At 68.5% G+C, this 14,716-nt stretch carries 17 protein-coding genes; 4 read left to right on the forward strand and 13 right to left on the reverse strand.

Features of this window, described 5'->3' with window-relative positions; all coding sequences use genetic code 11:
- Window positions 1-54: 54 nt before the first annotated feature.
- From HWX55_RS07570 to HWX55_RS07585, 4 genes are all read right to left on the reverse strand, one after another.
- Entirely contained in the window at window positions 55-1,086 is a 1,032-nt protein-coding gene (locus HWX55_RS07570) for an ABC transporter substrate-binding protein (protein WP_175975138.1), read from the reverse strand.
- A gap of 48 nt (window positions 1,087-1,134) precedes the next feature.
- Window positions 1,135-2,061 carry a TauD/TfdA family dioxygenase gene (locus tag HWX55_RS07575; protein WP_175975140.1) on the reverse strand — a complete coding sequence of 309 codons (927 nt, stop codon included), beginning with the start codon at window positions 2,059-2,061 and terminating at the stop codon, window positions 1,135-1,137.
- Window positions 2,062-2,278: 217 nt separating this feature from the next.
- Entirely contained in the window at window positions 2,279-3,286 is a 1,008-nt protein-coding gene (locus HWX55_RS07580; protein ID WP_175975142.1) for an SDR family oxidoreductase, read from the reverse strand.
- A gap of 63 nt (window positions 3,287-3,349) precedes the next feature.
- Window positions 3,350-3,631: a hypothetical protein gene (locus tag HWX55_RS07585; RefSeq protein WP_175975144.1), complete on the reverse strand. Its 282-nt coding sequence runs from the start codon at window positions 3,629-3,631 to the stop codon at window positions 3,350-3,352.
- 296 nt (window positions 3,632-3,927) lie between these two features.
- Between HWX55_RS07585 and HWX55_RS07590 the strand changes: the two genes are divergently transcribed.
- Window positions 3,928-4,074, forward strand: a complete 147-nt coding sequence (locus HWX55_RS07590) for a hypothetical protein (RefSeq protein WP_162838132.1) — start codon at window positions 3,928-3,930, stop codon at window positions 4,072-4,074.
- An 85-nt stretch (window positions 4,075-4,159) separates the two neighbouring features.
- Here HWX55_RS07590 and HWX55_RS07595 read toward each other — a convergent pair whose 3' ends face one another.
- The 4 genes from HWX55_RS07595 to HWX55_RS07610 all read right to left on the reverse strand — a co-directional run bounded on the left by HWX55_RS07595 (window position 4,160) and on the right by HWX55_RS07610 (window position 5,860).
- Window positions 4,160-4,321, reverse strand: a complete 162-nt coding sequence (locus HWX55_RS07595) for an alpha helical protein (protein WP_069616909.1) — start codon at window positions 4,319-4,321, stop codon at window positions 4,160-4,162.
- Between the two features lie 35 nt (window positions 4,322-4,356).
- Window positions 4,357-4,626 carry a DUF2934 domain-containing protein gene (locus tag HWX55_RS07600; protein WP_175975146.1) on the reverse strand — a complete coding sequence of 90 codons (270 nt, stop codon included), beginning with the start codon at window positions 4,624-4,626 and terminating at the stop codon, window positions 4,357-4,359.
- Between the two features lie 26 nt (window positions 4,627-4,652).
- Entirely contained in the window at window positions 4,653-5,078 is a 426-nt protein-coding gene (locus HWX55_RS07605; protein WP_050017829.1) for a CBS domain-containing protein, read from the reverse strand.
- A gap of 71 nt (window positions 5,079-5,149) precedes the next feature.
- The gene (locus tag HWX55_RS07610) at window positions 5,150-5,860 is read right to left on the reverse strand and encodes an MgtC/SapB family protein (protein ID WP_050017828.1); all 711 of its coding nucleotides are present in this window, start codon (window positions 5,858-5,860) and stop codon (window positions 5,150-5,152) included.
- A 500-nt stretch (window positions 5,861-6,360) separates the two neighbouring features.
- On the opposite strand from HWX55_RS07610, the gene HWX55_RS07615 reads away from it, so the two are divergent.
- Together HWX55_RS07615 and HWX55_RS07620 are read left to right on the forward strand one after the other, a co-directional pair.
- Complete coding sequence (locus tag HWX55_RS07615) at window positions 6,361-6,645, forward strand: helix-turn-helix transcriptional regulator (protein ID WP_050017827.1); 285 nt, start codon at window positions 6,361-6,363, stop codon at window positions 6,643-6,645.
- A complete protein-coding gene (locus HWX55_RS07620) occupies window positions 6,635-7,939 on the forward strand; it encodes a HipA domain-containing protein (protein WP_175975147.1) in 1,305 nt (434 codons plus the stop codon). The genes HWX55_RS07615 and HWX55_RS07620 overlap by 11 nt, the downstream gene beginning before the upstream one ends.
- 74 nt (window positions 7,940-8,013) lie before the next feature.
- On the opposite strand, the gene HWX55_RS07625 is transcribed toward HWX55_RS07620, so the two are convergent.
- A complete protein-coding gene (locus HWX55_RS07625) occupies window positions 8,014-8,979 on the reverse strand; it encodes an SDR family NAD(P)-dependent oxidoreductase (protein ID WP_175975148.1) in 966 nt (321 codons plus the stop codon).
- Between the two features lie 140 nt (window positions 8,980-9,119).
- Here HWX55_RS07625 and HWX55_RS07630 point away from each other — a divergent pair, with 140 nt between their 5' ends.
- Entirely contained in the window at window positions 9,120-10,040 is a 921-nt protein-coding gene (locus HWX55_RS07630) for an AraC family transcriptional regulator (RefSeq protein WP_175975149.1), read from the forward strand.
- Window positions 10,041-10,183: 143 nt separating this feature from the next.
- Here the strand turns inward: HWX55_RS07630 and HWX55_RS07635 are convergent, their stop codons facing one another.
- From HWX55_RS07635 to HWX55_RS07650, 4 genes are all read right to left on the reverse strand, one after another.
- Window positions 10,184-10,714 (reverse strand): OsmC family protein, encoded by a 531-nt coding sequence (locus HWX55_RS07635; RefSeq protein WP_175975150.1) that lies wholly within the window; start codon window positions 10,712-10,714, stop codon window positions 10,184-10,186.
- A 60-nt stretch (window positions 10,715-10,774) separates the two neighbouring features.
- Complete coding sequence (locus tag HWX55_RS07640) at window positions 10,775-11,845, reverse strand: substrate-binding domain-containing protein (RefSeq protein ID WP_175975151.1); 1,071 nt, start codon at window positions 11,843-11,845, stop codon at window positions 10,775-10,777.
- Between the two features lie 167 nt (window positions 11,846-12,012).
- Complete coding sequence (locus tag HWX55_RS07645) at window positions 12,013-13,071, reverse strand: ABC transporter permease (RefSeq protein ID WP_175975152.1); 1,059 nt, start codon at window positions 13,069-13,071, stop codon at window positions 12,013-12,015.
- A complete protein-coding gene (locus tag HWX55_RS07650) occupies window positions 13,068-14,636 on the reverse strand; it encodes a sugar ABC transporter ATP-binding protein (protein WP_175975153.1) in 1,569 nt (522 codons plus the stop codon). The genes HWX55_RS07645 and HWX55_RS07650 overlap by 4 nt, the downstream gene beginning before the upstream one ends.
- Window positions 14,637-14,716 lie beyond the last annotated feature (80 nt).

The following is a 14,716-nucleotide window of genomic DNA, read 5'->3' on the forward strand; positions in this document are numbered from 1 at the left end:
CGAAACCGCACCGACGCATAAGCGTCGATCGCGGCGTCCGAACATCGGCGCTGCTCAGCTGCCGCCCGCCGTCGCCGGATCGTCGAAGAAATAGTCGCGCCACGACTTCGGTTCGTTACGGATCGCGCCGGTACGATGCATGAACTGCGCGAGCGGCAGCGTGTTCTGCGGCGCGGTCTTGAACTGCACCTGCGGATTGCGCAGGATCTTCAGCAGCAGCGCGCGATCGATCTTCGATCCGTTCACGCGAATATAGGTATCGGCCGCGCGCTCGGGGTCGGCCGCGATCTGCCGGGCGGCGTCGGCGAGCGCGGCGACGAACGCGCGATAGGTCTTCGGGTTGTCGTCGCGGAATTTCTGGGTCGCGTACAGCACCGTCGCGGAGCTCGGGCCGCCGAGCACGTCATACGAATTCAGCACGATGTGCGCGTTCGGGTTGCCGGCGAGTTCCTGCTCCTGGAACGGCGGATTGCCGAAGTGGCCGGTGATCACGTTGCTGTTCGCGAGAATCGCGGCCGTCGCGTCCGGATGCGGAATCGCCTGCGTGAGCGCGTCGAGCTTGTCGAACTGCTTGTCGCCCCACTGCTTCGCGGCCGCGTACTGCAGCACGCGCGACTGCACCGACACGCCGACCGCCGGCACCGCGATGCGGTCCTTCGCGCTCAGATCGGCGATCGTCTTCACGTTCGGGTTGCTGCTCACGAGGTAGTACGGAAAATTGCCGAGCGACGCGACGCCCTTCACGTTCTGCCGGCCGCGCGTGCGGTCCCACACGGTCAACAGCGGGCCGACGCCCGCGCCTGCGACGTCGACCGCGCCGGACAGCAGCGCGTCGTTCACGGCCGCGCCGCCCGACAGCCGCACCCAGTCGACCTTGATGTCGAGGCCGGCCTTGCGCCCTTCCTTCTCGATCAGTTGCTGGTCGCGCGCGACGTTCAGCATCAGGTAGACGACGCCGAACTGCTCGGCGATGCGAATGCGGCCTTCCGCGTGCGCGGCTTGCGGGATAAGTGCGCCCGCGAAAGCGAGCGCGGCGGTGAGCGTGGCCGCCAGCGCGCGACGCGCCGGCAATAACGAAAACGACATCGGAACTCCGGTCGGGATGAGGCGGAAATGAATGACGCGGCGCGCGGCTCAGAAAGGCGCGTCGCCTTCGATCGTCGTGCGGTACAGCTTGCGGCGCAGGTGGTCGGGCGTGCCGGCGGCGAGATGCATCAGCGAACGGTTGTCCCAGAACACCAGATCGTGGTCGCGCCACGCGTGCCGATACAGGTGCTCGGCGCGCACGCTGTGCGCGAACAGTTCGTCGAGCAGCGCGCGGCTTTCGTCGTCGGGCAGCCCGACGATGCGCGTCGTGAAATGCTCGCTGACGAACAGCGCCTTGCGGCCGGTTTCCGGATGCGTGCGCACGACCGGATGCACGACCGCCGCGACCTGCGCGATCTGTTCGGGCGACAGGTTCGGCCGCCACGGGCTGCGCGCCTGCAATTCCGCGTAGCGCGCGAGATACGTATGCTCGGCGCGCCGCCCCTCGACCGCGCGGCGCAGATGGGCCGGCAGCGTGTCCCATGCGAGATGCATGTTCGCGAACAACGTGTCGCCGCCTTCCGCCGGCAGTTCCTGCGCGTGCAGCAGCGAGCCGAGGCTCGGTTTTTCCTTGTACGACAGGTCGGAGTGCCAGAAATGGCCGGCGTCGCCGAGCCCGACCGGCTTGCCGTTCTCGACGATGTTCGACACGATCAGCACTTCCGGATGGCCGGCCAGCGCGAACTGGTGCAGCACGTGGATCTGCAGCGGGCCGAAGCGGCGGCTGAACGCGATGTGCTCGTCCGGCGTGATGCGCTGGTCGCGAAACACCAGTACGTGGTGATCGAGGTGGGCGCGATGGATGCGCGCGAAATCGTCGGCGTCGAGCGGTTGCGACAGGTCGAGGCCGATCACCTCGGCGCCGAGCGGCGCGTCGAACGGCACGATGTCGAAATGCTGCGCCGCGCCGGCCGGCCGCAGGGCGGGATGCCCGGCGGAAAGCGTTGCGGCGTCGCGGAGGGTGGGAGTCGTCACGGCACGGCCCTGATTCGGTCAAAACGCGAATCTACGAGGCCGTGCCGGCGTGCGTCAACGAAGCGATTCGGATACGTTTATCTGCTGCGGTGATAAAGATCGCTGCTCGCGCATACGGCACCGATTGGGCGTGGAATCGTCCGACTGGTGGCCATGGAGGTTCCGCCCGCATCCTGCCGCGGCACCCCGCACTCCGCACCGCGCACCGCGCAGCCAACTATGGCTGCCCCGCCCCGCCCGACGCCCCATAGATCTGCCCGGTCACGTAGCTCGCGCGCGACGAAAGCAGCTCGACATAGATCGACGCGATCTCGGCCGGTTGTCCCGGCCGCCCCATCGGCACCTGCTCGCCGAATTTCTCGACGTTGTGCGTCGTCTGTCCGCCGCTGACCTGCAGCGGCGTCCAGAACGGCCCCGGCGCGACGCCGTTGACGCGGATGCCGCGCTGGATCATCTGCTTCGCGAGCCCCTTCGTGAAATTCGCGATCGCCGCTTTCGTCATCGCGTAGTCCAGCAGGTTCGCGGACGGGTCGTACGCATTGACCGACGTCGTGTTGACGATCGCCGAACCGGCCGGCATGTGCGCAATGGCGGCCCGCGTGATCCAGAACATCGCATAAAGATTGGTGCGCAGCGTCCAGTCGAACTGCTCGGTGCTGATGTCGAGGATCGATTCGTGGCTCTGCTGGCGGGCCGCGTTGTTCACGAGGATGTCTAGCCCGCCGAGCGCGGCCACCGCCCGCTCGACGAGCCCGTTGCACGCGCCTTCGCTGCGGATGTCGACCGGCAGCGGCACCGCCTTGCGTCCCGCGCTGCGGATGATGTCCACGACTTCGCGCGCATCGGGCTCTTCGTCGGGCAGATAGACGATCGCGACGTCCGCGCCTTCTCGTGCACAGGCGATCGCGACCGCGCGGCCGATGCCCGAGTCGCCGCCGGTGATCAGCGCCTTGCGGCCGTCGAGCCGGCCGCTACCGCGATAGCTGTGCTCGCCGTGATCGGGGCGAGGCGTCATGCGGCCCGCGAGGCCCGGCCACGGCTGGTGCTGCTGCGGAAACGGCGCATGCGGATAGAGCGTGCGCGGATCGCGCGGCGCCGTATCGCCGGCGTCGGGCGGGCCGCCGCCGGTCTGCGCGATCGTCGGCAGGGCGACGCTGGCGACCAGTCCGGCCGTCGTGCCCTGCACCCATTTGCGACGGGATTCGGAAACTTCGTCTGATGACATGGTGGACTCCGGTGCGTGGTTGGCGGTATGGAACCGGGCGCGACGATTCGGCCGACGCGCGCGCTACAGCGGCCTCGGCCGGTTGCCCGAATCGTCGGGCGCGTCGTGCTCGTCGGGCCACGGCTTGCCGGCCGGATCGCGTACCTCGGTCTGTCGCGGATCGTCGGGCACGACCTTGCGCGCCTGATCGTCCGGAATCGTGTCGAGTTCGCCGCCGCCGGGCGCATGGCCGGGGCGCGCGGTCGATTCGCCGCCGGGTGTCGGGTTGCGCCGGTTCGGTACGTCGGCGGCCTCGCGTGCCGCGTCGGGCGACGCGCTGTCCTGTCGTTCACTGTCACGGGTCATGAATTTCTCCCTGTGCGGATGCTGAATACGTTGCGCCGCACCGCGCCGCGATGGGTGGTGCGGCGGCCCACAACGCTTCCAGCAAGCGACATGCCGTCGTCGGGCTGCCTCGTCGCGCCCCGTCGCACCGCGAGCGAATGAATCCGCTAAAGAAATTACAAGTGGCGCATCATCCGGCGCAGCCTCCACAACGCGCGTGGCAGCGCCGATGCGAAAACGCAACGCGGCACGCGCGATGCTCGGAAACAACATGCCGGCTGCGCGCCGGCGCCCTTTCGACACCGAGGACGACGATCATGAGCGCGACGCACGCGACAAACGCGACACCGAACGACGACGATATGACCGACACGCCGGACATTCCACCGCCGGAGCCCGACGACGGGCGCCACGACGATCTACCCGACTTGCCGGACCCGACCGAAGTGGGCGAGGACGGTTAGCCGATCGCATCGCCGCATTGTGCGTGGCTGCTCCATCGCGCAGTGGGCGCCGTACGATGCGACGCGCGCGAGCCGCGCGCCCTGGCTACTTGTTGCCCGGTTCACGCGTACGCTCGCCGTACGTGCCGTTGCCGCAGTGCGGGCATTTCGGAATCGGGTGTCCCGCCTGCACGTGCGTCGACCGGTGGCATTTCTCGCATCGAAAGTCACCGGTTTTTTCCGCTTTCTCTCCTGCGTGCGCCGTCATCTTCGTCCTCCTTCCGGCTCGCGATTACCCGGGCTTCACCGCGTGCGTCGCCTTTCGTGCGCGACCTCGCCGGTCGGCACCGCGTCGACGTCCTGCAGCGGCTCACCCGGAATGCGGCGCTTCGCGGACTGATCGACCGGCCAGTCCGCCGCCTGCTTGCCGCTCCCGTCCGCGCTGCCGCCCTCGGCATCGAGTTGCTGCTCGGCCCGCTGCCAGTATTCGTCGGCCCGGCCGTCGGGCGCGCCGTCCGCCTGCCACAGCCGGTACGCACGCTCGCGGATCTGCGTTTCCCTGTCTTCGTTCATGTCGTTCTCCTTGTCTGCGATGGCGATCACCGATCCGGGCGCGACGGCGCCGATACCGCGCCGAGCGTCGACGACATCGCGCCGTCCGCGGCGGTCGCCAGATCGCCCAGCGCGACGATGCCGACCAGCCGCTTCTGCCGGTCGACCACCGGCACGCGGCGAATCTGCGCGTCTTCCATCTTCTTTTGCACCGCCGAAATGTCGTCGTCCTCGTAACACCAGTTCGCGGGCCCGCTGACGACGCCCTCGATCGACTCGTTCGGCGGCACGCCCATCGACACCGCGCGCACCACGATGTCCCGGTCCGTCAGCATGCCGATCAGCCGCGTTCCGTCGCAGACGGGCAGCGCGCCGACGTTGAGGTCGCTCATCAGTTTGGCCGCCTCGCGCAGGCTCTGCGTCGGACCGACGGTCGCGGCGTCGCGTGTCATCACTTCCGATACACGTGTCATGTTTCGCTCCTTGATAAACCGCCCACGGCGGCCTGCTGCACGAGCATCGCGCGTTCCGGCGGCCGCGCGCGTCAGTTCTCCGTCGAGCAACGGACCGACGTCAGGCCGGCCGACTCGACGATCCGCATCAGTTGCTTCAGCATCACGTCGGCGCCGGTCGCTTCGCGCCACTGCACGAACAGTTCCTCTTCTCGCACCGCGCGTGCGGCCGTTTCGCAAAAGCTTTTTGTCCTGCACGTGAATCCCGCGTCGCGCAGCTTCGCGGCCAGTTGTTCGCGCGCAGCCGAGCCCACCGGATACTCGACCGTGATGAGCGCGGTCCTGACGCGCCGCAAGCGCTGCTCGACGAACCGCAGCGGCCACACGACCAGCAGCGCGAGGACGAGCCCGACCGCACCGAGCGACAACTGGCCGCCGCCGATGCACAGCCCGATGACCGTCACGAACCACAACGTCGCGGCCGTGGTGACGCCTGACACCAGGCCGTCGCGATGAAGAATCGCGCCGCCGCCGATGAAGCCCATCCCGGTCAGGATGCCGAGCGGCAGCCGCATCAGGTCGAGCACCGAGAACGCGCCCTCCGGTTTGCCCGCCTGCAGCAGCAGCGCATTGACCTGTAGCATCGACAGGCACGCGGCGAGGCAGACGAGGATCGTCGTGCGCAGGCCGGCCGTCTTGCCGGATTCGCTGCGATCGACGCCGATCAGCCCGCCCGCGACGAGCGCCAGCGCGATCCTGACCAGAACGTCGTGCCACTGCAGTACGACCGGCATCGGTTCCATGCGCCCTCCCATGCAAATCGTCGTGCGTCGGGGCGCGAACGCCGCCGACGACGCCAGCGCGGCGCAAGGATTGGGCCTGCTTTCCAGAGGGGGCGGCGCGTGTAGTACGTCGGAGGAAATTGTAGAAAGGCGCGTGCTGCGCACACCTTGCCGCCGCGGCTACGGTGTCCGGACGTTCTTCGCGGAACGATCGCGCGTCGCCACTGCGCGCACGGGACCGCGGCAAGCCGACGGCCCCCGCAGCCATCCGCCGGGCGCACGATCCGGCGTGGCCGGTCGAACGCGCATGCGAAGGCGCCCACGTCCCTTCTCTTCGCATCCGATCGGATACGAATACTGTCCCAATGCCACTTTTTTCGATATTTCGTTCCCGATTGGGAGCGAAATGGCATCCGAGCCGTCAGGATCATTCGTTCGTTCCCGTGCGAATACGAACTGCTGCCCAACCCGGCGAGTTATGCAATACTGTTCCCGATCAGATACGAAGCACGGAGAACGTCATGTCGGAGTCCCAATCCGTCGACACGATCGGCGCGCTCGCCCACTTCATTCGCGCGGCGCGAATCCAGCAGGGATTCACGCGGGACGAACTCGCGAACGCGACCGGGCTGTCGCCGAAATTCATCAGCCAGGTGGAAGCCGGCAAACCGACCGCGCAAATCGGCAAGGTCATGCTGCTGCTGAGCGAGCTCGGCGTGCGGCTGTACGCGGAGTCGTCGATCGAGATCTCCGAAGCCACCGCGCTGAAGGCCGCGCAACGCCGCAGGAGCAGCTATGGCGGCTAGAACGCTGATCGCGTCCGCGAACGGCGTGCGCATGGGCACGCTGACCGACGACAAGGGGATCTGGTCGTTCGCGTACGCCCCGCAGTGGCTCGCGTCGCCGGCCGCGTATCCGCTGTCGCCGGCGTTTGCGCTGCGCGCAGACGTGTTCACCGACACGTCGACCGATCGCCCGGTCCAGTGGTTCTTCGACAACCTGCTGCCCGAGGAAGGCATGCGCACGTCGCTCGCGCGCGAGGCGAAGGTCGATGCCGCCGACGCGTGGGGCCTGCTCGCGTACTTCGGCCGCGAATCGGCCGGCGCGCTGACGCTGCTGGCCGACGGCGAGCAGGAAACGCCCGGCGGCCTGCAGCCGCTGCCGCTCGACGAGCTCGAGCGCCGGATCCAGGCGATGCCCGAGCGCGCGCTGACGGCCACCGCGCCGAAGCGCATGTCGGCGGCCGGCGCGCAGCAGAAGCTGCTGCTGGTGCTGCGCGGCGACGCGCCCGACTACGCGCTGTTCGAGCCGGTCGGCAGCGAACCGTCGATGCACCTGCTCAAACCCGACATGCGCGCGGCCGGCTATCCGCATTCGGCGATCAACGAGTTCTTCTGCATGCGGCTCGCGAAGAAGATGGGGCTCGACGTGCCCGACGTGCATTTCCTGCGCGCACCGTCCGCCTGCTACGTGATCGACCGGTTCGACCGCGACGTCGCGTCCGAACCGGCCGGGCGCGTGCATACGATCGACGCGATGCAACTGCTCAACTACGACCGCGGTTTCAAGTATCAGCGGGCGAATGCACAGGAACTGGCCCGCGCGATCGACCGCACCAGCACGCGTGCGCTCACGCGTCTGTCGGTGTTCCGCTGGACCGTGTTCAACGTGGTGGTCGGCAATGCCGACGCGCACCTGAAGAACCTGTCGTTCTTCGTCGACGCGCGCGGCTACCGGCTCGCGCCGTTCTACGACATCGTCAGCACGGTCGTGTATCACACGCCGACGCACCGGCCCGACCATCGCGGCGATCACTGGCCGCACTGCGAGTTGACGATGCCGCTCGGGAATGCGACGCGGTTCGCCGATATCGGCGTGGATGCACTGGTCGCGTTCGGTCAGGCGCTCGGGCTCAGGGAGAAAGCGGCCGCCAGCGAACTGCAGCGCTTTCTCGAACCGCTCGATCGTCACGTCGAGCAGACGCTCGATGAAGTGCGAAAGATCGCGCATCCGGACGCCGGGGAAATGCGGTTGCTGAATTCGATCGTCGCGATGCCGATCGCGGAAATGGGGCGCGCGCTGCGGCAGCCGCGCGGATAGACTGCCGCGCGCGAGTATCGAACCGCCGCCGGTACCCGCGCGGCGCCCGGCCCGGCCCGGCGAATGCGTGGGCGTCAGCGGCGCACGGCAAAGGCATCGACGCCCGTCGCCGCGGCGGACCACGCCCACAGCCGCGCCGCGTCCTCCGGATCGATCGCATGCGGCCGCACGCCCGATTCCTCGTTACCGCGCGTCACCGTCGCGACGTCGCAATCCTCGCAATAGACGCCGCCGAGATCGGCAATGCGCGGCGACGTCGCCGCCCATACCTGGGTTGCCGCGCCCTGCGCAGGCGTCTTGAAGGTCGGATCGATCGGCACGCCGTGCTCGTCGACCCAGCCCTGCGCCATCATTTCCGCGCGCGTCAGATGACGCTGCAGCGGCGTCGCGATCTTGCCCGGATGCAGCGAATACGCGCGAACCCCGAACGGCGCGCCGAGCCCGTCGAGCTGCACCGCGAACAACGCGTTGGCGGTTTTCGACTGCCCGTACGCGAGCCATTTGTCGTAACCGCGCGCGAAATCGATATCGTCCCAGCGGATCGGCGACAGCCGGTGCCCGAGCGACGACACCGCGACCACGCGCGCGCCGTCGCCGTGCGCGAGCGCCGGCCACAGCCGGTTGACGAGCGCGTAGTGACCGAGGTGATTGACGGCCATCTGCGCTTCCCGACCGTCGCCGACGCGGGTCTCGGGGCACGCCATGATGCCCGCGCTGTTGATGACGACATGCACGTCGCGACGCGCGTCGACGAACCGCGCGGCGAATGCGGCCACGCTCGCGGGGTCCGCGAGATCGAGCGTCGCGATCTCCACGCCGGCGATGCCGCGCGTCGCTTCGCGCGCGGCCGCGGCGCTCCGTGCGCCGACGACAACGTGCGCACCGGCCTGCGCCAGTGCCCGCGTGGTTTCGAGGCCGAGACCCGAATGGCCGCCCGTGACGATGGCGGTCTTGCCGTGCAGGTCGAGACCGGCCAGTACGTCGGTTGCCGTCGATCCCGCGTCGAATCCGGAATGAAGGGGGTGCTGCCTGCTCGTCATTGAAAGCTCCTCGAATGATGCTCGATGCGCGCGGCCCGCCCGTCGGCCGCGTCACCGCACGAGATCATTCTCCGGCCGCACATCCGGACTGTGAATGCAATAGAATCCGATTTTTTGTCGAGATCGTCCGGAGATTGCGCGTGGACCCGCTATCGGAAGTGCTGTCGCTGCTGGAAACGCGCGACTCGTTTTTCACCGGCCTGCGGGCCGGCGGCGCGTGGGCGGTCGACATTCCGCCGCCCGACGGGATCAAGTTCAACGCAGTGGTCGAAGGCAGTTGCTGGCTGACCGTCGACGGTGCGGGGCCGCCCGTCCGGCTGCGCACCGGGGACTGCTTCCTGCTCGCCGCGCCGCGGGCGTTTTCGCTGGCGAGCGATCCGTCGGTCCCGCCGGTGCCGGCCGCCGACGTGTACCGGCATCTCGAACGCGGAATCGCCCACTACGGCGAACCGGCCGACTGCTTCCTGATCGGCGGCCGCTTCGCGTACGAGGAAGGGATGCCGCTGCTGCTCGGCAGCCTGCCGCCCGTGGTCGTCGTGAGCGGCGATTCCGAACCGGCGGCGGTGCTGCGCTGGTCGCTGCAGCAGCTCGCACGGGAATTCGGCGCGGCGTCGCCGGGCGGGTCGCTGATGGTTCGGCATCTCGGCCACATGATGCTGGTGCAGATCCTGCGGCGCTATGTGGACGCCGGCGCGAACGGCGACGTCGGGTGGCTGGCCGGGTTCGCGGATGCGCGCGTCAGCGCGGCGCTGGCCGCGATTCACGCCGCGCCCGAGCGACGCTGGACCGTCGACACGCTGGCGGCGTGCTGCCACGTGTCGCGTTCGACGTTCGCGCTGCATTTCAAGCGGCGGCTCGGGTTCGGGCCGCTCGAATACGTGCTGCGCTGGCGGATCCAGCTGGCGATGCGCGAACTGCGCCGGTCGAACGCGCCGATCTCGGCGATCGCGCAGCGGCTCGGCTACGACTCGGATAGCGCGTTCGGCCATGCGTTCAAACGCATCGTGGGCTGCTCGCCGCGCGCCTATCGTCATGACGTGGCGAAGGAGTCGGGCAACTAGCGTCGTGACGGCCCTCCTCGGGCGCGTGGTGGCGCGAATTCGTCAACGTCATGCATTCGCATTACGGCTATCGGGATAAGTATTCTTATCACAATAGGCCTATTTCATTTCCAAACTTGGCCGTGCAGCAATGCGTCAGCGCATCACGCGCCGGTATGCCGCAATTCCCCGTCGATGTTCTGCGGCAGCCTTAGCAGGTTGAAGATCGGGCACACCTCCTCGACCGCCTGATGCAATGCACGAATGGCTTCCGGCGGCTCCGGCGACACGATGTCCAGCGTATAGCGGATGTTGTGCGGGAATACCGGCACATGTTCGAACCCCGGCTGCTGCGCGAGCGGATGCTGGTCGCCGGTGACTTCGACTTCGATCGCGTCGATCTTCAAGCCCCGCTCCGCGGCCTGGATCAACGTGATGTGCGTGAGGCAGCTGCCGAGCACGCCAAGCTGCAGTTCCGGCGATGCGGGCCCCAGGTTGTAGCCCGCGAAATCGGGCGGGCTGTCGCTGATCACCTGGAAATCGCGAATCCGGATCTCGCGCACGCCGCTGCGGCCGAGCGCGCGCACGGTCGCCTTCAGCGGCGTCGCCTTGAAATCGGGATCGTTGCGAGCGGCCTGCTGCTTCGCGTGCCACGCAGCGCGCTTTTGCGCGAGATAGTCGTTCAGGGTCGTCATGGTCAAGTCATGGGTAGGCGGCACGCACGCGACGGATCGGTTCGCCGCGCGCCGAAGCGATCAGTCGATCGCCGGAATCCACGCGGCCGTCGCCGCGTCGCTCGCGCGGAACGCCGGGAACTTCGCGCCGAGTTCGGCCACGGTATGAATGTCGTTCTTCACGAGATCGTCGCGCGTGATCAGCGTCGGCTTGACCGCGATGCGCGCGCCCGGGTTTTGCCCGGCGACCAGCAGCGCCGCGGCCCGCACCGACACCGCGCCGACGACCGCCGGATTGGTCGCGGCCGTCGCGACCCATGCACTGTTCGGCGCGCGGATGGCCTCGATGTCGGCCGTCGACACGTCCGCGCTGTAGATGCGCAGCTTCGACGACAGCCGGGCCTCGTCGGCCGCGAGCTTCGCGCCGCGCGCGAATTCGTCGTACGGCGCGAACACGACGCGAATGTCCGGATTCGCGCGATACACGGCCGCCGCCTGGTTCGCGACCGACTGCGCGATCGGATTGTCGACGGTGCCCCAGCGCGCCTTTTCCCGAACCTGCGGGTGCGCGCGCTTGAAATCGCGCCACGCGGCATCGCGCCGGTCGAGCGGCGCGAATCCGGCCACGTACACGTACCCTGCCGCGAACGCGTCGCCGTTGTCCTTCACCGCCTGATCGAGCAGCAGGTTCGCGAGGTCGCGATCGTTCTGCTCGATCTGCGGCACCTTCGGATTGGCGAGATCGACGTCGAACGCGACGACCTTGATGCCTTTGTCGAGCGCACGCTGAACGACGTCCTTCAGCGATTCCGGCAAGCCGTGATTGACGATGATCGCGGACACGCCGATGCTGATCGCCTGCTGAATCTGCTCGCGCTGCTCGGCCGCATCCTGCCGGCCTTCGTAGATGCGCAGATCGACGCCGAGCGCGCGTGCCTGCTTCTGCGCGCCCGCTTCGTAGGCCTGGAAGAAATCGCCGGTCGACAGGTAGTTGACGAGCGCGATCTTCACGCCGCCCTTGTCGAACGGCGCCGGCGCGCCCTTGAGCGGGCCGGCGTGTGCGGTGGGCACACCGAGCGCGAGCGCGGCGCCCAGTACGAGTGCAGCGAGTGTCGGTTCGAGGCGCGACTTTCGGCGAAGCAACGAGCGCATGGCGTGTCTGTCTCCGTACAGGACGATATCGGCTCAATCTATCAGCACTGCACGCGAACTCAAACCGACCGATTCGGCAATCGATATTACTTTGGATAACAAACAGTCCAGCTTGAAGATGCTTCGAACCCTTGGACGCAGGAACCGAGTCTCGGCGACCTTGCCCGTCACGCGCGGGCATCCGTACGGCGACCGATGCCGAACGTAAACGCCAGGGCGAGCACGAGGAGCACGCCCTTGATGAAGTCCTGCATATAGTAGGGAGCGTTCAGCATCGTCAGCCCGTTGAGCAACACGCCGACGAACACCGCGCCGACGACCGTGCCGAACACGTTGGGCCGCTTCGCGCCCCACACCGCATAACCGATCAGCGCGGCGGCCACCGCGTCGAGCAGCAGCGAGTGCCCCGCGCTGACGTCGCCGCGGCCCACTCGCGCGGCGATCAGCACACCGCCCAGTGACGCGATCGCCCCCGACACGACGTACGCGGCGACACGGTAGCGCGCGGCGGGCGCACCGGCCAGCCGGGCGGCCGTTTCGTTGCCGCCGATCGCGTAGATCACGCGGCCCCAGCGCGTCGCTTCCATCGTGATGCAGGCCAGCACCGTCACGGCCGCCAGCAGCAGCACCGGCAACGGTACGGCGTCGAACACGCGCAGGCGGCCGAGCGCGAGGAACGCGTCGGGGAACACGCCGGTGGCGTCAGTGCCGTCCGGCAGCACGGAGCCGGTCGCGAGCGAACGGCCGCCGGTCGGGATCAACTGCAGGCCGGCCAGCAGGAACAGCGTGCCGAGCGTCGCGAGCTGGTCGGGCACGCGCAGCCGCGTGATCAGCAAGCCGTTGAACAAGCCGGCCGCCACACCAAGCACGACGCAGGCGAGCACGGCAGCCCACGCGCTGCCGTGCCAGACAACCAGCACGTAGCTCGCGGCCATCTGCGCGGTCGCGGCCACGCTGCCGACCGACAGGTCGAAACCGCCGGCCGCGAGCGTGACCGTCACGCCGATGCCGAGCAACGCGACGATCGACACCGCCTGCAGGATGCTGAACAGATTGTCGAGGTTCAGGAACGCGGGCTCCTTGCGTGCGAATACGACCACGAGGATCGCCAGCACGAGCAGGATGCCGGTTCGTTCGAGCGCATCGCGGATACGCGCCGGCCCGGAGCGCGACGACCGTTCGACGGATGCGGCATGACGGTCAGCGGAAGAAGTCACGGGTTTCATGAGCAGGCACGCACGATGGAAGAAGTCGGAGGCTGGAAATCGAGCGTCGCGCGATCGAACCGCACGATACGATCGGCGATCTCGGCGGCTTCCTCGAGATCGCTGACGAACACGATCGTCGCGCGCTCATGCGCATGACGCCGGAGCGTATCGACGATATCGGCGCGCGCGCCCGCATCAATGCCCTGGAACGGCTCGTCGAGCAGCAACAGCCGCGCCGGTTCGGCGTGCCAGCGCGCGAGCACGACCTTCTGCTGGTTGCCGCCGGACAGGTGCGCGACGCGATCGTCGGGCCCCTCGCAGCGAATGCCGAACCGCGCGATCGCCGCCGCGGCGGCCGTGCGTTCGCGCGCTCGGCGCACCGTGCCGCTTGCGAACCAGCGCGACAGGAACGGAAAGCCGATCGTGCCCGCGATCGACGCGAACGGCACGCTGTCGGGGAACAGCGACGTGCGCCAACGGTCCTCGCCGGCCAGGAATACGCCGGCGCGAATCGCGTCCGCCGGCGAACGGGGCCGCCACGGCCGGCCGTCGAGCGTCATCTCGCCGGCCGCCGCCCGCACCGCGCCGAAGATCGTCCGCGCGAAGCGCGATTTGCCGCCGCCGACGGGGCCCGCGATCGCGACGATCTCGCCGCGCCGGACGTCGAGGTCGAACGGCGTGCCGGTCGGCGTCAGCCGGATCTGCCGCGCGCTGAAGCCTGAGCCGCCCACGCCTGCGGATTCGACCAGCCCGGCACGCTCCGGCGCTGCTGCACGCGCACGCGGCAACGGCCGCCCGATCATCGTTTCCACCGCGGCGTCGAAATCGATCGGCGCGGCCAGATCGGCGACGATCCGGCCGTCGCGGACGATCGCCGCGCGATCGGCGATGCGGCGCAAATCGCCGAGCCGATGCGATACCAGCAGGATCGCGACGCCGTCGCGGCGCAACGCGTCCACCAGCACGAACAGCCGCTCGGCCTCCGCCGCTGACAGGCTCGCGGTCGGCTCGTCGAGAATCAGCAACGACGGTTGCCCGGCCAGCGCACGCGCCAGCGTCACACGTTGCTGGTCGGCCAGCGACAGCGCGGCGAGCGGCGCCGCCAGGTCGACGTCGAGCCCGACCCGCGCGGCGAGCGATCGTGCCGCGTCGCGGCGAGCTGCCGGCGGCACGCGCCACGGCGACGCCGGATCGCACAGCCGGTCGAGCAGCAGGTTGTCGGCGATCGACAGCGTCGGCACGACCGCATCGACTACCGACTGGTGCACGGTCGCGACACCGAGCCGCTTGGCCGCGTGCGGCGACGCCGGCCGATACGGTTCGCCGTGCAGCGTCAGCGTGCCGCCGTCCGCGTGCAGCGCACCGCTCAGGATCTTGACGAAGGTCGACTTGCCCGCGCCGTTCGCGCCCATCAACGCGACGACTTCGCCGGCGCCGATCGACAGGTCGAGCGCCGACAGTGCGACGGTCGCGTCGAAACGCTTCGCAATGCCCGTGGCGCTCAGGACGGGCGGCAACGCCGATCGAGGGGGGTGATCTTCGCGCCGCGTCGGGTCCACGGTTTCGTTCGTCGCGCGATTCATGCCGGAAGATTCCGGCCGGCACGATGCGGTTGCAGCAGGAATAGTACGTCATCGGTCATGTCATGCAACTCCGCTGAGGA

The organism is Burkholderia sp. BCC1047 (assembly GCF_902833155.1).
In the GTDB taxonomy this organism is placed as follows: Bacteria; Pseudomonadota; Gammaproteobacteria; order Burkholderiales; family Burkholderiaceae; genus Burkholderia; species Burkholderia sola.

What these genes read in the sequence shown, in the direction of transcription:
- HWX55_RS07570 (WP_175975138.1), bottom strand. Translation starts at nt 1,086, where the DNA reads ATGTCGTTTTCGTTATTGCCGGCGCGTCGCGCGCTGGCGGCCACGCTC.
- HWX55_RS07650 (WP_175975153.1), bottom strand. Translation starts at nt 14,636, where the DNA reads ATGAATCGCGCGACGAACGAAACCGTGGACCCGACGCGGCGCGAAGAT.
- HWX55_RS07635 (WP_175975150.1), bottom strand. Translation starts at nt 10,714, where the DNA reads ATGACGACCCTGAACGACTATCTCGCGCAAAAGCGCGCTGCGTGGCAC.
- HWX55_RS07645 (WP_175975152.1), bottom strand. Translation starts at nt 13,071, where the DNA reads ATGAAACCCGTGACTTCTTCCGCTGACCGTCATGCCGCATCCGTCGAA.
- HWX55_RS07590 (WP_162838132.1), top strand. Translation starts at nt 3,928, where the DNA reads ATGAGCGCGACGCACGCGACAAACGCGACACCGAACGACGACGATATG.
- HWX55_RS07585 (WP_175975144.1), bottom strand. Translation starts at nt 3,631, where the DNA reads ATGACCCGTGACAGTGAACGACAGGACAGCGCGTCGCCCGACGCGGCA.
- HWX55_RS07610 (WP_050017828.1), bottom strand. Translation starts at nt 5,860, where the DNA reads ATGGAACCGATGCCGGTCGTACTGCAGTGGCACGACGTTCTGGTCAGG.
- HWX55_RS07580 (WP_175975142.1), bottom strand. Translation starts at nt 3,286, where the DNA reads ATGTCATCAGACGAAGTTTCCGAATCCCGTCGCAAATGGGTGCAGGGC.
- HWX55_RS07625 (WP_175975148.1), bottom strand. Translation starts at nt 8,979, where the DNA reads ATGACGAGCAGGCAGCACCCCCTTCATTCCGGATTCGACGCGGGATCG.
- HWX55_RS07640 (WP_175975151.1), bottom strand. Translation starts at nt 11,845, where the DNA reads ATGCGCTCGTTGCTTCGCCGAAAGTCGCGCCTCGAACCGACACTCGCT.
- HWX55_RS07620 (WP_175975147.1), top strand. Translation starts at nt 6,635, where the DNA reads ATGGCGGCTAGAACGCTGATCGCGTCCGCGAACGGCGTGCGCATGGGC.
- HWX55_RS07595 (WP_069616909.1), bottom strand. Translation starts at nt 4,321, where the DNA reads ATGACGGCGCACGCAGGAGAGAAAGCGGAAAAAACCGGTGACTTTCGA.
- HWX55_RS07600 (WP_175975146.1), bottom strand. Translation starts at nt 4,626, where the DNA reads ATGAACGAAGACAGGGAAACGCAGATCCGCGAGCGTGCGTACCGGCTG.
- HWX55_RS07605 (WP_050017829.1), bottom strand. Translation starts at nt 5,078, where the DNA reads ATGACACGTGTATCGGAAGTGATGACACGCGACGCCGCGACCGTCGGT.
- HWX55_RS07615 (WP_050017827.1), top strand. Translation starts at nt 6,361, where the DNA reads ATGTCGGAGTCCCAATCCGTCGACACGATCGGCGCGCTCGCCCACTTC.